The sequence below is a fragment of the Actinomadura sp. RB99 genome (genome assembly GCF_014706005.1).
Taxonomy (GTDB): domain Bacteria; phylum Actinomycetota; class Actinomycetes; order Streptosporangiales; family Streptosporangiaceae; genus Spirillospora.
Genome location: NZ_JABMCA010000059.1, coordinates 47,419 through 63,882, shown reverse-complemented (window position 1 = coordinate 63,882; position 16,464 = coordinate 47,419). Strand labels below are relative to the sequence as shown.

The 16,464-nt window shown below is 73.7% G+C and carries 13 protein-coding genes; 9 read left to right on the top strand and 4 right to left on the bottom strand.

Going from position 1 to position 16,464, the window contains the following annotated elements; genetic code table 11:
* From amrb99_RS36905 to amrb99_RS36895, 3 genes are all read right to left on the bottom strand, one after another.
* Window positions 1–939 (bottom strand): serine/threonine-protein kinase (locus amrb99_RS36905; RefSeq protein ID WP_190865132.1); only part of this gene is annotated, 939 nt, incomplete at its 3' end.
* Between the two features lie 92 nt (window positions 940–1,031).
* On the bottom strand, window positions 1,032–2,384 hold the full coding sequence (locus amrb99_RS36900; RefSeq protein ID WP_190865130.1) for an MFS transporter: 1,353 nt from the start codon (window positions 2,382–2,384) through the stop codon (window positions 1,032–1,034).
* A gap of 180 nt (window positions 2,385–2,564) precedes the next feature.
* A complete protein-coding gene (locus amrb99_RS36895; protein WP_190865128.1) occupies window positions 2,565–3,083 on the bottom strand; it encodes a TetR/AcrR family transcriptional regulator in 519 nt (172 codons plus the stop codon).
* Between the two features lie 153 nt (window positions 3,084–3,236).
* On the opposite strand from amrb99_RS36895, the gene amrb99_RS36890 reads away from it, so the two are divergent.
* The 3 genes from amrb99_RS36890 to amrb99_RS36880 all read left to right on the top strand — a co-directional run bounded on the left by amrb99_RS36890 (window position 3,237) and on the right by amrb99_RS36880 (window position 6,338).
* The gene (locus tag amrb99_RS36890) at window positions 3,237–4,412 is read left to right on the top strand and encodes an aminotransferase class V-fold PLP-dependent enzyme (RefSeq protein WP_190865144.1); all 1,176 of its coding nucleotides are present in this window, start codon (window positions 3,237–3,239) and stop codon (window positions 4,410–4,412) included.
* Between the two features lie 83 nt (window positions 4,413–4,495).
* Window positions 4,496–5,356 carry a DUF1206 domain-containing protein gene (locus amrb99_RS36885; protein WP_190865126.1) on the top strand — a complete coding sequence of 287 codons (861 nt, stop codon included), beginning with the start codon at window positions 4,496–4,498 and terminating at the stop codon, window positions 5,354–5,356.
* A 76-nt stretch (window positions 5,357–5,432) separates the two neighbouring features.
* Window positions 5,433–6,338: a DUF1206 domain-containing protein gene (locus amrb99_RS36880; protein WP_190865125.1), complete on the top strand. Its 906-nt coding sequence runs from the start codon at window positions 5,433–5,435 to the stop codon at window positions 6,336–6,338.
* A gap of 7 nt (window positions 6,339–6,345) precedes the next feature.
* Here amrb99_RS36880 and amrb99_RS36875 read toward each other — a convergent pair whose 3' ends face one another.
* Window positions 6,346–7,431 (bottom strand): DUF695 domain-containing protein, encoded by a 1,086-nt coding sequence (locus tag amrb99_RS36875; protein ID WP_190865123.1) that lies wholly within the window; start codon window positions 7,429–7,431, stop codon window positions 6,346–6,348.
* Window positions 7,432–7,537: 106 nt separating this feature from the next.
* Between amrb99_RS36875 and amrb99_RS36870 the strand changes: the two genes are divergently transcribed.
* From amrb99_RS36870 to amrb99_RS36845, 6 genes are all read left to right on the top strand, one after another.
* Window positions 7,538–8,806, top strand: coding sequence for a transposase (locus tag amrb99_RS36870; RefSeq protein WP_347257012.1), 1,269 nt, complete (start codon window positions 7,538–7,540; stop codon window positions 8,804–8,806).
* Window positions 8,807–8,847: 41 nt separating this feature from the next.
* Entirely contained in the window at window positions 8,848–9,924 is a 1,077-nt protein-coding gene (gene mnmA / locus amrb99_RS36865; RefSeq protein WP_190865121.1) for a tRNA 2-thiouridine(34) synthase MnmA, read from the top strand.
* A gap of 67 nt (window positions 9,925–9,991) precedes the next feature.
* Window positions 9,992–10,810, top strand: coding sequence for a TIGR03619 family F420-dependent LLM class oxidoreductase (locus tag amrb99_RS36860; protein ID WP_190865119.1), 819 nt, complete (start codon window positions 9,992–9,994; stop codon window positions 10,808–10,810).
* 24 nt (window positions 10,811–10,834) lie between these two features.
* Entirely contained in the window at window positions 10,835–11,839 is a 1,005-nt protein-coding gene (locus tag amrb99_RS36855) for a methionine synthase (protein WP_190865117.1), read from the top strand.
* 49 nt (window positions 11,840–11,888) lie between these two features.
* Complete coding sequence (gene ligA, locus amrb99_RS36850) at window positions 11,889–14,060, top strand: NAD-dependent DNA ligase LigA (RefSeq protein ID WP_190865116.1); 2,172 nt, start codon at window positions 11,889–11,891, stop codon at window positions 14,058–14,060.
* Window positions 14,061–14,314: 254 nt separating this feature from the next.
* Window positions 14,315–16,447: a bifunctional diguanylate cyclase/phosphodiesterase gene (locus tag amrb99_RS36845; RefSeq protein WP_190865114.1), complete on the top strand. Its 2,133-nt coding sequence runs from the start codon at window positions 14,315–14,317 to the stop codon at window positions 16,445–16,447.
* Window positions 16,448–16,464: the final 17 nt, after the last annotated feature.

Below are 16,464 nucleotides of genomic sequence, written 5' to 3'. Positions count from 1 at the left end.
GCCCGCCGTGCCGGCCGCGCCCGCTCCGCCCGCGGCGGCGCCCGCTCCGGCGCCGCCCGAGCCGAGGCCCAGCGCGGTGAGGGGGAACAGCAGGGACAGCGCGGCGGTGGCGCCGGCGAGCGTGCGGACGCCGCGCGTCTCCCAGTCGGGGCCGTAGGCGCCGGACGCCGCGGACTCCAGCTCGGTCACGAACGCGGCGGCGCCGAGCGGGCGGTCCCAGGCGCTCTTGGCCAGGCCCCGCTCGATGAGCGGCCGCAGCGGCTCGGGGACGTCGGCGACCGGGATGGGCGCGGTGAGGTGGCGGCCCATGAGCCCGGCCTGGTCCTCGGCGGTGTAGGGGCGGCGCCCGGTCACGCACTCGAAGAACACGCACGCCGCGGCGTAGACGTCGGTGGCGGGGGAGGCGGGCTCGCCGCGCCACTGCTCGGGCGCCATGTAGACGGGCGTGCCGGACCGTCCGCCCTCCCCGGCCTCCACCGCGATGCCGAAGTCGATCAGCTTGCTGCACCCGTCGCCGCGGACGATCACGTTGGCGGGCTTGTAGTCGCGGTGGACGATGCCGAGGTCGTGCGCGGCGGCCAGGCCGAGCAGCGAGCCCTTCAGCACCGCGAGCGCGGCCTCGGGCGCCAGCGGCCCACTCTGGGCCAGCACCGCCTTCAGCGACGCCCCGTCCACCGCCTCCATCACGATCGCCGCGCCGTCGGCCGTCTCGACCAGCCCGTACAGGCGGGCGACGAACGGGTGGCGCAGCCGCCGCAGCAGGTCCGCCTCGCCGCGGAAGCGCTCGCGGAACTCCGCGTCGCCCGCGAGCGCCCCGGCGAGGTACTTGATCGCGGCGGGCCGTCCCGTGCCGTCGTGCCGCGCCAGGACGACCCGGCCCTGCGCCCCCTCGCCGAGGACCCGCAGCTCGCTGTACCCCGGAACCCGCCAGTCGCCCATATGCCGCCCCGTCTCTGGATTAGAGGGCGTTTATACCGGATCAGCGCCTCGGTGGGGGAGGGAGCCTCCGGTGAGGGGCGGCGTGACCGGCGTCAGGCGGCGACGGGCTCCGGGTGGGTGCCGTTCGGGTCGTCGCCGGACGCGCCGGAGGCGACCCCGGCGGTCTGCGGCGCCTCGGTGGCGGCGATCCCGGCCGGCACCTCCGCCGCGGCGACCGCCGATGGCGCCTCCGCCGCGGCGACCGCCGCCTCCGGGGAGTGCGCCGAGACGTCGGCCAGCGACCGGAGCGGGAGCAGGCGGGCGCCGGCCGCGATCAGCAGCGCCAGCAGGACGACCACGCCGACGCCGACGCGCAGCGACGTCGCGTCCGACAGGAACCCGACCACGACCGGGCCGAGCAGCAGGCCGCCGTAGCCCATCGCGCCGACCTGCGCGACCGCGGCGGCCGGGCGGCCCGGCGCGGCGGTCCCGGCCAGCGAGATCGTCGTCGGGACGACCGTGCAGACCACCAGCCCGGTCGCGAAGAACCCGGCGATCGCGACGGGCGCGGACGGCGCCAGCACGACGGCCGTCATGCCGAGCGCGGTCCCGATCCCGGCGCCGGTCAGCAGCCGGCGGGTGCCGAGCCGCATCCGGACCCGGTCCCCGACCAGCCGGCCGAACAGCATCGCCAGCTCGAACATCGGGTAGCCGAGCGCGGCGAGGGCCTGGGAGGCGTGCATCTCGTCATGCAGCAGCAGCCCGCTCCAGTCGGCGATGGACCCCTCCGTCATGAACGCGATGAACGCGAGCACGCCGATGAGGTAGACGGCGGCGGGCAGCCGCCGGGCCGCCCGGCCCGTCCCGGACGCGGCGGGCAGCACGGTGGCGGGCACCGCGCCGCTGTCGACCGGGTAGCCGTCGGGGAGGTAGGTGCGGCCGAGCGCCAGGCCGAGCGGCACCGCCGCCAGCGCGGCGACCAGCACGGTGGCGGTGAAGCCGAGCCCGGCCGCCGCGGTCGCGACGCCGTACAGGCCGCCGCTCATCGCGCCGACGCACCAGCCCGCGTGCATCCCGCTCATGATCGACCGGCGGTACGCCTGCTCGACCACGCTGCCCTGGGCGTTCATCGCGATGTCGGTGATCCCGAAGGTCATGCCGAACAGCGCGACGGCCCCGAGCAGCAGCCCGTAGGTGGGGGCGAGCGCGACGCCCGCGTACGACAGCGCGGTCAGCGGCAGCGCGACCCGCAGCACGTTGCGGCTCCCGGCCCGCGCCATGACGCCGCGCAGGGCCTGCATCGCGACGATCGCGCCGAGGCCCCAGATGAGGACGACGATGCCGATCTCGCCCTCGGACGTCCCGAACTTCCCGGCCAGCGCCGGCATCCTGGCCACCCACACTCCGGTGAGCAGGCCCGCCAGTGCGAAGGTCAGGAACGTCCCCGAACGGGCACGGAACAGCATGGTTCACCTCTTTCTCAGCTCGTCGCGCATGCGATGCGTGCGCACGCGTGTGCGCGCTGGTTCCTCTGTGGCGGGGATCCGGGCGTCATGGAACGCTCCAGACCCCGATGGGGCCGGGAGCGTCTCGGACGGTGCCGGGTGGGCGCCGGGGGCGGCGCCCTGCGTCAGGTCATCGGCGTGCTACGGCAGGAGCGCCAGCAGCCGCCGTTTCAGTGCCGCGAGCTGTTCCCCGTCGTACAGCTCGGGCGCGTGGCTCACCACTTCCCACAGGCCCTCGGCCGCCAGCCGGACCACCTGCGCGGCGCCCGGGTCCGGGTCGTCGGCGGGATCGCGGCCGTGCCAGCGCCGCATCGCCTCGTTCAGCGGCTCGGCCTGCTCCGGATCCGCCGCGGCGGCCGTGATGGCCGACCATCGTCGGTACGCGCGGGCCTCCCCGCCGAGGATCTCGAAGGTCGCCTCGACGTAGGCCCGGGTGTAGGACCCCGGCGTGCCGTCGTCGTAGGAGGCGATCAGGCCGTCGAACTCCTCGATGACCCGCGCCACCATGGCCTTGACCAGAGCTTCCTTGGCGGGGAAGTGGTAGAGCAGCCCGCCCTTGCTGACCCCCGCGCGGTCCGCGACCGCGGCGAGCGTCAGCGCCTGCGTGCCGTGCTCGAACAGCACGGACTCCGCGGCGTCCAGGAGGGCTTCACGTTTCATGACCATTCCACTGTACCGGCCGGACGGTATACACGCCAACCGCGCCCTGCGGAGCGGTATTCCCCAGGTCACGGCACCCCACCCAGCGCCGCTCCCGCGGGCTCCCGGGCGCCCGCGGGGAACAGCGGCCGCGCGGATACTGTTGAGCGCGTGGTGACCTACCTCGACCATGCGGCGACGACCCCGATGCTGCCCGAGGCCATCGAGGCGATGACCGCGGAGCTGCGCGAGCTCGGCAACCCCTCCTCGCTGCACGCGGCCGGCCGCCGCGCCCGCCGGGTCGTCGAGGAGTCCCGCGAGATCATCGCCGAGGCGTTCGACGCCCGGCCGAGCGAGGTCGTCTTCACCTCCGGCGGCACCGAGGCCGACAACCTCGCCGTCAAGGGCCTCTACTGGGCCCGCCGCGCCGCCGACCCGGCCCGCGTCCGCGTCCTCGCGGGCGCCGTCGAGCACCACGCCGTCCTCGACGCCGTCGCCTGGCTCGGCGACCACGAGGGCGCCACCGTCGAGTGGATCCCGGTGGACGGCCTCGGCCGCGTCCTCCCCGAGGCGCTCGGCGAGGCCCTCGGCAGCGGCGACGACGTCGCCCTCGCCACCGTGATGTGGGCCAACAACGAGGTCGGCACCGTCCAGCCCGTCCCGGAACTGGCCGCCGTCGCCCGCGAGCACGGCGTCCCGCTGCACACCGACGCCGTCCAGGCCGCCGGGCACCTGCCCGTCCGGTTCGCCGCCAGCGGCGCGCAGGCGCTGACCATCACCGGCCACAAGCTTGGCGGCCCCGCCGGCGTCGGCGCGCTCCTGCTCGCCAAGCCGAAGGAACCGCTGTTCCTCGACCCGGTGCCGCTGCTGCACGGCGGCGGCCAGGAGCGCGACGTCCGGTCCGGGACGCTCGACACCCCCGCGATCGCCGGGTTCGCCGCCGCCGTCCAGGCGTCCGCGGCCCGCCGCGACGCCGAGGCCCGCCGCCTCGCCGACCTGCGCGACCGGCTCATCGAGGCCGTCCGCGCCGCCGTCCCCGACGCGATCCTCAACGGCGACCCCGCCGACCGGCTCCCCGGGAACGCCCACTTCTCCTTCCCCGGCTGCGAGGGCGACGCGCTGCTCATGCTGCTCGACGCCCGCGGCATCGCCTGCTCCACCGGCTCGGCCTGCTCCGCCGGCGTGTCCCAGCCCAGCCACGTCCTGATGGCGATGGGCACCGGCCCCGAGCGGGCCCGCGGCTCGCTGCGCTTCACCCTCGGCCACACCTCCACCGAGGCCGACGTCAAGGCCCTCGCCGACGCCATCGGCCCCGCCGTCGAACGGGCGCGGCGCGCCGGACTGTCCTGACCAGGGCGGCCCGCCCCTCCCTCGGCGGCCGGGTTTGACCGATCCTTGAACGGGGACGGCGTTCGCCGTTCAAGGAAGGTGAGATGGCGGCGAAGGACACGGCCCGCGAGGTCGGGCGGCGCGCGGCCGGGCACCCCTGGTTCCACCTCCTCTCGCGCGCCGGCCTCGCCGCGCGCGGCGTCCTCTACCTGCTGATCGGCTGGCTGGCCCTGCTGATCGCCGCCGGGCACGGCGGCACGGAGGCCGACAAGCAGGGCGCGCTGCGCGCCATCGCGGACAGGCCGGGCGGCTGGGCCGTCCTCTGCCTGCTCGCCGCGGGGTTCGCCGGGCTGGCCCTGTGGCAGTTCGCCGAGGCGCTGTACGGGCGCCCCCTTCCCCAGGGACGGCGCAAGCGGATGCGGCTCCCGGCCGCCTTCCGCGGGCTCACCTACGCCGCGGGGTGCGCAGGCACGATCGGCTTCCTCTTCGGCCTGGGGCACACGTCGAGCGACCAGCAGTCACGCGCCCTCTCCGCGCGGGCCATGGCCGAGCCCGGCGGCCGCTGGGCGGTGCTCGCCGTCGGCGCGGGCTTCGTCGTCTGGGGCGTCGTCACGCTGGTCAACGCCGGGCGGCGCGCCTTCCGCGACGAGCTGGCGACCGACGAGATGGGCACGGTGGCGCACTGGATCGTCCAGCCCCTCGGGATGGTCGGGAACGTCGCGCGCGGCCTGATCGGCGGCGCCGTCGGCGCCTTCCTGGCCTACGCGGCGATCTCCTTCGAGCCGGACCGGGCCCAGGGGCTGGACGGCGTGCTGCGCGAGTTCGCCGGCACCCCGGCCGGCGGCTGGGGGATGGCCGTGATCGCCCTGGGCGTCGTGACCTTCGGCCTCTACTCCTTCTGCGAGGTCCGGTGGCGCAAGGTCGAGGCCGTCGAACCGCAGGACGACCGCCCTCCCGGCGCTTGAGCTGCACTTTGCCGGAGTTTGACCGACTCGTCACCGGGCACAGCTCTGCCGTTCGCGACGGGAAGGGACGGGGACGATGACCACGAATGCGGCCGACGGCGTGGAGCGGGCCGGCCGGCAGGTTGCGGGACACAAGGCGTTCCACGCCTTCTGCCGGTCGGGTCTGGTGGCGCGGGGCGTGCTGTACCTGCTGATCGGCTGGCTCGCCGTCCAGATAGGGCTGGGCGACGGCGGCCAGGAGGCCGACAAGCAGGGAGCGCTCCAGACGGTCGCGGACAAGCCGGGCGGCACCGTGATGCTGTGGCTGCTGACCGCCGGGTTCGCCGGGCTCGCCCTCTGGCGCTTCTCCGAGGCGGCCTTCGGGCAGCCCACCGCGGACGGCAGGAAGGCGACCAAGCGGCTGGCGTCCTTCGGCCGCGGCGTCTTCTACTCCGCCGGTTTCGTCACCATGCTGAACTTCGTGCTCGGGCAGGGCGGGAACTCCAGCAACGAGCAGTCCAAGACGTACACGGCGCGCGCGATGGAGCACACCGGCGGACGGTGGCTCGTTATGGCCGTCGGCATCGGCTTCTTCGCCTGGGGCGTCGGGAGCGTCGTCGGCGCCGTCCGGCGCAAGTTCCTCGAACGCCTCAACACCGGGCGGATGAGCCCCCGCACCCGGACCGTGGTCAAGACGCTCGGCGTCGTCGGCCGCGCCTCCCGCGGCGTCGTCTTCGGCGGCGTCGGGGTCTTCCTCGGGTACGCGGCCGTCACCTTCGACCCCGGCAAGGCCAAGGGGCTCGACGGCACGCTGCGCCAGTTCGCTGGCACCCCGGCTGGACCGTGGCTGCTGGTCGTCGTCGCCGTGGGGCTGCTGGTCTTCGGGGCCTACTCGTTCTGCGAGGCGCGCTGGCGCAAGGTGGAGGCCGTCCGGAACGGCTCCCGGGGCCGGGGCCGGGCGGGCCGCGGAGGCACCCGCCGGCTGCTGCCCCAGGTCCGCTAGAGGCGGCTCACGGCTGGTAGGGCGCCAGGGCCTTCCAGCCGGGGTCGGCGGTCGAGGCGACCTTCGCCTTGCCCTCGCCCCACCCGGCGGCGAGCTGGTCCAGCTCGGCGATCACCCCGGAGTCGGGGTCGGCGTACAGGTGGAACACCCGCAGGCCGTCCCCCGTCTCGCGGACGGCGAGGACCGCCCGGTCGCCGAGCTTGGTCAGCTTCTTCTCGAACGCGCGCAGCGCCCCCGACGACGGCTCCACGGGGAGCCGGTCGGGGTTGGCGTTGGCGTACGGGACGGTGATCGCCACGTGCAGGTCGCAGAGCGGGTAGTCCTGCCGGTGCAGCGGGAACCGGGCGCCGAGCCGGGCCGGGTGGCCGCGGGGCGTGCGGCCCTCGCCGGTGAGCCAGGCGGGCTCGCTGAACGGCTCGGCGATCTGCTCGACGACCGCGGACAGCATCGACGGCGGGAGCGAGTCGATCGGCGCCTCCGTCGCGATGGAGACCTCGCCGATCCAGCGGGCCACGTCGTCCTCGCCGAGCGCCCAGTCCAGCACGTGCAGGGCGACCGCCACCTGCTGCTCCTCCGACACGAACAGGAAGTCGGGGTGGTAGGCGGTGATGTGCACCCGGGCCCGGTCGGGGTCGGCGCGCATGCCGAGCCGGACGTACTCCAGGTCGAACTCGTGGTCGCCGAGGACCAGGTCCTGCGACAGCATCTCCAGGTCGGGACGGCGGGCGGGATGGAACGTCCAGTCGCCGGCCGCCGCGCCGGCCGGGGCGGCGCGGAACCAGCGCTCGGCGAGCCCGCGCAGCTCCGGGTCGCCGCCGCCGGTGACCGTCAGGGACGGCGTGCGGTCGTCCGCGCCGCCGATCTCCCACTGCAGGTCCGGGTGGATCCGGTGGACGCGGCGGGACAGCTCCTCGATCGCCTCCGCCGACAGGCCCTCGCCGGGCGCGGGGCCGCCGGCGTCCTCCGGGCCGGTGCCCGAGGCCGCCAGCGACGCCTCGATCGTCGGGCGGGCCTGCGCCCACCACTCCCAGAACTCGCTGATAGCGGGCGGTGTCGCGGCGGAGGACTCGCGCGGGCGGCGGAAGATTCCCATTGGTCGGTGCACGAGGAGCACGTCAACGGCCGACGATGAACGTCGGGACTCCTCGCTCCTCCTCTCGGATCTGTCGGTGGCGTTCGGTAGCGTCGCGTGACGAAAAGTGTTCGAGGCGGAGGCGGAGATGCGCAGGTCGTTCAAGTTCCTGTTGCGGCCCACGGCACGGCAGGCGGGGAGCCTGGCGGCCTGCGTCGAGGACCATCGAACCCTTTACAACGCCGCCCTTGAGCACCGACGGATCGCCTATCGCAGAGCGGGTACGAGGGTCCGCTACGGCGACCAGTCCGCCGAACTGAAGGACATCCGCGCCGCCGACCCTGACGGTCAGGGACGGTGGTCGTTCTCTTCCCAGCAGGCTACCCTCAGGCGTCTCGACCTGGCGTTCGCCGCCTTCTTCCGCAGACTTCGGGAGGGGCGAAGCCCCGGATACCCCCGATTCAGGGGGCGGGGCCGATTCGACACCGTCACATGGCCGAAGGACGGGGACGGCTGCCGCTGGAACTCCCAGCCGAGGCATCCCACTGCGACGTTCGTGCGCTTCCTCGGAGTCGGCCATGTCCGCGTTCACCAGCATCGACCTGTGGCCGGAATCATCAAGACCATCAGCGTGCGGAGAGAGGGGGCCCGATGGTACGTCGTGCTGTCGTGTGACGATGTCCCCACCGAGCCGGCCGCCTCGACCGGCACCGCAATCGGGATCGACATGGGCGTCGTCTCGCTGGCCACCACCAGCGACGGCGATCACGTTCCCAACCCCCGCACCCTCGCCGCTTCCGCCCGCAGGCTCGCCGCCGCGCAGCGGGCGCTGTCCCGCAAGTCCCCGGGATCCAACCGGCGGCGCAAGGCGATCCGCAGGGTGGCCGCCCTGCACGCGAAGGTGAGGCGGCAGAGGCTCGACCATGCGCATAAGGCGGCGCCGGCCCTCGTCCGCGAGCACGACCTCATCGTCCATGAGGAGCTGCGGATCGCGAACATGACCCGCTCGGCCCGGGGGACGGTCGAGCGCCCCGGTAGCAAGATCGCTCAGAAGACGGGACTGAACAGATCGATTCTGGACGCGGGCTGGGGGGTGTTCCTGACGGTCCTCGCGCACAAGGCTGAAAGCGCCGGTCGAGAGCTGATCGCAGTGAACCCGACCGGAACGTCCCGTACGTGTGCCGTATGCGGGCACAGCGCGGCGGACAATCGCATCGGCCAGGCCGTTTTTCGCTGCTGTGCCTGTGGGCATGCCGCGCACGCCGACGTGAATGCGGCGGTCAACATCCTCGGGGCAGGGCTTGCCCTTCGTGAGGCTGCGCAAGCGGCCCAGCGAGAAGCCGCTTCCGCCAGGAAGCGGAGGAGTCACAACCCGCCTCATCGTACGCGGAATTGATGACGGGCAGCCCCTCGGCTGCGCGTACGCTCGGATGCACTATGACTCTGCGCGTACTCGCCGCCATGTCGGGCGGCGTCGACTCCGCGGTGGCCGCGGCCCGCGCCGCCGAGGCGGGGCACGACGTCACCGGCGTCCACATGGCCCTGTCCAGCAACCCCCAGTCGTACCGGACGGGGGCGCGCGGCTGCTGCACCCTGGAGGACTCCCGGGACGCGCGCCGCGCCGCCGACGTGATCGGCATCCCGTTCTACGTGTGGGACCTCGCCGAGCGGTTCCACCAGGACGTCGTGGAGGACTTCGTCAGCGAGTACGCGGCGGGCCGCACCCCGAACCCGTGCCTGCGCTGCAACGAGAAGATCAAGTTCGCGGCGCTGCTGGACCGGGCGATGGCGCTCGGCTTCGACGCGGTCTGCACCGGCCACTACGCGCGGCTGGACGGCGGCGTCCTGCGCCGCGGCGTGGACGAGGGCAAGGACCAGTCGTACGTGCTGGCGGTCTGCACGCCGGAGCAGCTCGCGCACGCGATGTTCCCGCTCGGCGACACCACCAAGGCCGACATCCGGCGCGAGGCGGAGCGGCGCGGCCTCCAGGTGGCCGACAAGCCGGACAGCCACGACATCTGCTTCATCGCCGACGGCGACACCCGCGGGTTCCTCGCCGAGCGGCTCGGCTCGGCGCCCGGCCCGATCGTCGACACCGACGGGACGCGGGTCGGCGAGCACGACGGCGCGTACGCGTACACGATCGGGCAGCGCAAGGGGCTGCGGCTCGGCGTCCCCGCCCCGGACGGCAAGCCCCGCTACGTCCTGGACATCTCGCCGGTCACCAACACCGTGACCGTGGGGCCGCGCGAGGAACTGGACGTCCACGAGATCATCGGGGAGCGGCCGGTGTGGCTGGCCGAGGCGCCCGCCGGGCCGTTCGCCTGCCACGTCCAGCTCCGCGCGCACGGCGAGGTGTACGCCTGCACCGCCGAGCGGGACGGCGACGGCCTGCGCATCCGCCTGGCCACCCCGGCGCGCGGCGTCGCGACCGGCCAGGCCGCCGTCCTCTACGAGGGCGACCGCGTCCTCGCCTCCGCCACGATCGCCGAGACGGCCCGCGTCCCCGCTTGACGGGCACCCCATGACCATGCGTTGACTTGCCGCGAGTCAATGAGCCGGTGCGCGCTTGGAGGGCGTTGTGAAATTCGGTGTGTCGACGTTCGTGACGGACGACGGGATCGGGCCCGCCGCGCTGGGGCGGGCGCTGGAGGAGCGGGGGTTCGGGTCGCTGTTCGTGGCCGAGCACACGCACATCCCGGTGAAGCGGGAGACGCCGTGGCCGGGCGGGGACGAGCTGCCCCGGCGCTACTACCGGACGCTCGACCCGTTCGTGACGCTGACCGCGGCCGCGACGGCGACCGAGCGGCTGCGGGTCGGCACGGGCATCGCGCTGATCGTCCAGCGGGACCCGATCGTGCTGGCCAACGAGGTCGCCTCGCTCGACCTGGTCTCCGGCGGGCGGGCCGTGCTGGGCGTCGGCGCGGGCTGGAACCGGGAGGAGATGCGCAACCACGGCACCGACCCGACGACCCGGATGCGGCTGCTGCGCGAGCGCGTCCTCGCGGTCAAGGAGCTGTGGACGAAGGACGAGGCGGAGTTCCACGGCGAGTTCGTCGACTTCGACCCGGTGTTCTCCTACCCCAAGCCGGTGCAGGACCCGCACCCGCCGGTGCTGATCGGGGGGTCGGGGCCGACGACGTTCGACCGGGTGGTCGAGTTCGGCGACGGCTGGATGCCGATCTTCGGGCGGGGCACCGACGCGCTCGCCGCGCAGATCGCCGAGCTGCGGGAGCGGGCCGGGCGGCGCGTCCCGGTGACGCTGTTCGCGGTCCCGCCGAAGCCCGAGGTGATCGCGAGCCTGGAGGGCGCCGGCGTCGACGAGGCCCTGTTCGACCTGCCGACCGAGCCGGCGGACGACACGCTGCGCCGCCTGGACCGGCTGGCGGAACTGCTCTGATCGTCCGCCGGTAGGGTTCCGTCCGTGACGAGCGACTTCCCGTGGCAGGCGGGCACGGCGACCGGGGTCGGGTCGTATCCGGGGGACGACCCGGCCGAGGCGCTGCGGATCGTGCTGGGGGAGCTCCCCGAGCTGCCGCACCTGCCGGAGCTCCCCGCGCGCGGGCCGGGCGCCGACCTGACCGGGCGGACGGCCGGGCTGCTGGTGGACATGCCGGTGCGGGTGGAGCCGTCCGGCTGGCGGTTCTCCGACCGGCCGGGCCGCGACACGGTGCGCTCCCTCGACCACCTCGCGCGGGACCTGGACGTCCTGGAGGAGGTCGCGGGCGGCCACGACGGCCCGTTCAAGATCCAGGTGTGCGGGCCGTGGACGCTGGCGTCGACGATCGAGCTGCGGAACGGCGACCGCGCGCTGAAGGACCCGGGCGCCGTCCGCGATCTCGTCGCGTCGCTGGCCGAGGGCGTCGCGGCGCACGTGGCCGACGTCCGGCGGCGCCTGCCGGCCGCGCAGGTCATCGTGCAGCTGGACGAGCCGGGCCTGCCCGCCGCGCTCGCCGGGACGGTCCCGACGGCCAGCGGGTTCGCCCGGCTGCGGGCCGTCGAGGCGCCCGTCGCCGAGGACGCGCTGCGGCAGGTGATCGACGCGGCGGGCGCGTACCCGGTCGTGCACTGCTGCGCCCGGAACGTCCCGTACGCGCTGCTGCGCGGTGCGGGCGCGAAGGCGATCTCGGTCGATCTGGGCCTCGTGCCGAGGCGCGACGACGACGCGGTGGGCGAGACGATCGACGCGGGCGTCGGGCTGTTCCTCGGCGCGGTGCCCGGAACGGACGCCGCGCTGCCGTCCCTCCAGGCGACCGCCGCGCCGGTGAAGGAGCTGTGGCGCCGGCTCGGCTTCCCGGCCGCGCAACTGGGGCGGCAGGTCGTGATCACGCCGGCGTGCGGGATGGCGGGCGCGTCGCCGCGCTACGTCCGCGCCGCCCTCGAACGCTGCCGCGAAACGGCGCGGATGCTGTACGAAGGCGCAGAGTAGGGGGCGCGCCGCTGGTCATATTGTCGGTGGTAGCGGCGAGAATAGGCGCATGACCACCAGCAGCGAGGGCGTTCCGACGGAGGCGGCTCAGCGGCACCTGGAGCTGAGCGAGCGCATCGACGAGGCCAACTACCGCTACTACGTGCTCGACCAGCCGACGGTCACCGACGCCGAGTACGACCGGCTGATGCGCGAGCTCCAGGCGCTGGAGGCCGAGCATCCGGAGCTGGTCACGCCGAGCTCGCCGACGCAGCGGGTCGGCGCGCCGATCACCACGGACTTCGCGACGGTCGAGCATCTGGAGCGGATGCAGAGCCTCGACAACGCGATGAGCGCCGACGAGCTGCTGGCCTGGGACGAGCGGGTGGTCAAGGAGGTCGGCGAGGTCGCCGGCTACCTGTGCGAGCTGAAGATCGACGGCCTGGCGATCGCGGTGACCTACGAGAAGGGCCGGCTGGTGCGCGGGGTGACCCGCGGCGACGGCCGCACCGGCGAGGACGTCACCAACAACGTCCGCACCATCGACGCGCTGCCGGACCGGCTGGCCGGCGAGGGCTGGCCGGACCTGCTGGAGGTGCGCGGCGAGGTCTTCCTGCCGGTCGAGGGGTTCGAGCAGGTCAACGCGGTGCAGGTGGAGGCGGGCAGGGAGCCGTTCGCCAACCCGCGGAACGCGGCGGCGGGGTCGCTGCGGCAGAAGGACCCGCGCGTCACGGCGCACCGTCCGCTGAGCATGCTCGTCCACGGGTTCGGCGCGTGGGAGGGCGGCACGCGGCCGGAGAGCCAGTCCGGGGCGTACGAGCTGATGCGCGGCTGGGGGCTGCCGGTCAGCGACCGGTACAAGGTCGTCGGCGGGCTGGACGCGGTCCGCGAGTACATCGACTTCTACGGCGAGAACCGGCACGACCCGGCGTACGAGATCGACGGCGTGGTGGTGAAGGTCGACCAGTTCTCGCTGCAGCGGCGGCTGGGGTCGACGAGCCGGGCGCCGCGCTGGGCGATCGCGTGGAAGTACCCGCCGGAGGAGGTCAACACCAAGCTCCTCGACATCAAGGTCGGCGTCGGCCGGACCGGGCGGGTCACGCCGTACGGCGTGATGGAGCCGATCAAGGTGGCCGGGTCGACGGTGGAGCGGGCGACGCTGCACAACGCGGGCGAGGTCAAGCGCAAGGGCGTGCTGATCGGCGACACGGTGGTGCTGCGCAAGGCCGGCGACGTGATCCCGGAGATCGTCGCGCCGGTGACCGCGCTGCGGGACGGCTCCGAGCGCGAGTTCGAGATGCCCACCGAGTGCCCGGAGTGCGGGACGGAGCTGGCGTACGAGAAGGAGGGCGACGCCGACATCCGCTGCCCGAACGCGCGGTACTGCCCGGGGCAGCTGCGGGAGCGGCTGTTCTTCGTGGCCAGCCGGAACGCCCTCGACATCGAGGCGCTCGGGTACGTGGCGGCGACGGCGCTGACGCAGCCGCTGGAGCCGAGCGAGCCGCCGGTGAGGAACGAGGGCGACCTGTTCCACCTGACGGTCGAGCAGCTGCTGCCGATCCGGAGCCTCGTGCTGGACCAGCGGACGGGGACGACGAAGACCGACCCGAAGACCGGGGAGCCGAAGGTCGTGTCGTTCTTCGCGAACAAGGAGGGCGAGCCGAAGAAGACCGTCGAGATCCTCTTCGACGAGCTGGAGAAGGCGAAGCGGCAGCCGCTGTGGCGGGTGCTGGTGGCGCTGTCGATCCGGCACGTGGGGCCGTCGGCGTCCCGCGACCTGGCCCGCGAGATGGGGTCGATGGACGCGATCGCGAACGCGACGGAGGAGGAGCTGGCGGCGGTGGACGGCGTCGGCCCGACGATCGCCGCGTCGATCAAGCGCTGGTTCGAGGTCGACTGGCACCGCGAGATCGTGGACAAGTGGCGGGCGGCCGGCGTCCGGATGGAGGACGAGGGCGCGGCGGGCCCGCGGCCGCTGGAGGGCGTCACGGTGGTGATCACCGGGTCGCTGGAGGGGTTCAGCCGCGACTCGGCGACGGAGGCGGTGCAGCGGCTCGGCGGGAAGGTGTCCGGGTCGGTGTCGAAGAAAACGGGCTTCGTGGTCGTGGGCGACAGCCCGGGGTCGAAGTACGACAAAGCCGTCAAACTTGGCGTACCGGTCCTGGAAGAGGAGGGCTTCCGGGTGCTCCTCGCCGATGGGCCAGATGCGGCCAAAAATGTAACTATGCGCGCGGACGCATGACCCGGCGTGGTTAAGCGGCCCCTCACCAGTGTCGCGTTACTCAGGGGTACACTTCAGCTACCGACAGGTGAGGGGCCGGTACGGAAGGGGCATAACGGAACGTACGCAATCGGTTTCGCGAAGTTGAGCAAAGGCCGTACTCTCCCTCACATCACGACCCACCTGAATCTTCGGACGCACCATCCGGGGGGAGTCGCCCCGGAGTCCGGTGCGCCCGGTGCCGGGGACGGCCCCCCGAACCCCCCGAGGATGTGATGAAGGACCCGAACAACACGCGGAACACGGCCCCGCGCCGCGGCTCCCCGTTGTGGATCTACTTCGTCGTCGTCATCCTGCTCGGCGTCGCCGTGTGCGCCGCCGCGTTCGCCGGTCTGACCGGCGCCGACCTCGACGCGCTCGCCGGGAACCCGGTGTTCTGGATCCTCGGCTGCTTCATCGTCTTCGGCGAGCTGCGCCCGATCATCACGCCGGGATCCACCGAGACCAACGGCGCCACCACCTCGACCACGTTCGCCTTCGCCGCGCTGCTGTACGCCGGGCTGCCCGTCGCCGCCGCGCTCCAGGCGATCGCCGTCGTGACCTGCGGCGTCTTCCGCGGCCGCACCCCCCACCGGATCGCGTTCAACGCCGCCCAGTACACCCTCAGCCTCGGCGCCGCCCAGCTCGTCCTCGCCCTCGCCGGCGACCTCGCCACCCCGTCCAGCACCTGGGTCCCCGACGGCGCCGACCTGCCCGCCATCGCGCTCGCCGGCACCGTCTACTTCCTCTGCAACGACACCCTCGTCGGCTCGGCCGTCGCGCTGCACGAGCGGGTCTCGCTGATCAAGGCGCTGCGCTGGGACCTCGCCTACCAGATCCTCGTGCACCTGGCGCTGCTCGGCCTCGCCCCGCTCATGGTCATCGCGATGGACCGGTCCGCGCTGTTCGTCCCGCTGATCCTGCTGCCGTTCATCGCCGTCTACCTGAACGCCTCCGTCGCCGTCCGGCGCGAGCACCAGGCCCTGCACGACGGCCTCACCGGCCTGCCGAACCGCAAGCTGCTGATCGTCCGGACCGAGGAGGCCCTCGCCGAGGCCCGCGGCGCGGAGAAGCGCAGCGCGGCCGGGCGCGCCGCCAAACGCGGGCCGGTCGCGCTCAGGCCCTCGCGGCGCCGCGCCGTCCCGGAGGAGCGCGACCAGCGCGCCGGGCTGTTCCTCCTCGACCTCGACCGGTTCAAGGAGGTCAACGACACCCTCGGGCACCCCACCGGGGACCGGCTGCTGCAGCTCGTCGCGCACCGGCTCACCCACAGCGTCCGGCCCGGCGACCTCGTCGCCCGGCTCGGCGGCGACGAGTTCGCGGTGCTGCTGCCGTCCGTCCGGGACGAGGCCGCCGCCCGCGAGGTCGCGGCGCGGCTGCGCGCCGCGCTCGGCGAACCCGTCCGGCTCGACGGCATGTCGTTCGACCTGGAGGCCAGCGTCGGGATCGCGCTGTTCCCCGACCACGCCCCCGACTTCGAGCTGCTCCTGCAGCGCGCCGACGTCGCGATGTACAACGCCAAGGAGGGCCGCACCGGCGTCGAGGTCTACTCGCCCGCCAACGACCGCAACTCCCCGGCCCGGCTCAGCATGCTCGGCGACCTGCGCCGCGCCATCGACCGGTCCGAGCTCGAGCTGTTCTACCAGCCGAAGGTGTCGCTGCGGGACGGCCAGCTCGTCGGCATGGAGGCGCTGCTGCGCTGGCGCCACCCCGACAAGGGGCTCCTCGAACCGGAGGCGTTCCTGTCGATCGCCGAGCAGACCTACCTGATGCGCTCCATCACGCACCACGTCGTCGAGGCCGCCCTCGCCCAGACCGCCGCGTGGTGGCGCGAGGACCTCGCCGTCCAGGTCGCGGTGAACGCCTCCGGACGCGACCTCCTCGACATGGGCCTCACCGAGACCATCGAGGAGGGCCTGCTCGCCCGCGGCCTGCCGGCCGCCGCGCTGCAGCTGGAGATCACCGAGCGGATCCTGATGAGCGAGCCCGCCTACGCCTCCGACACCGTCGCCAGGCTCGCTGAACTCGGCATCCCGCTCAGCCTCGACGACTTCGGGACCGGCTACTCCTCGCTCGTCCGGCTGAAGCGCCTCCCGGTCGAGGAGATCAAGATCGACTCCTCGTTCGTCGGGCGGCTCGCGGAGTCCGGCGACGACGCGGTGATCGTCCGCTCGATCGTCGACCTCGTCCGCACCCTCGGCCTGCGCTCGGTCGCCGAGGGCGTCGAGGACCCGCAGACCGCGCGCCTGCTCCGCGAGATGGGCTGCGACGCCGCGCAGGGCTGGCACTTCGGCCGCCCCATGGACGCCGACACCGCCACCGACTGGCTGCGCCGCAACGTCCAGCGGGCCCCCGAACCCGCGGCGTAGAAGACCCGGGTAACGCG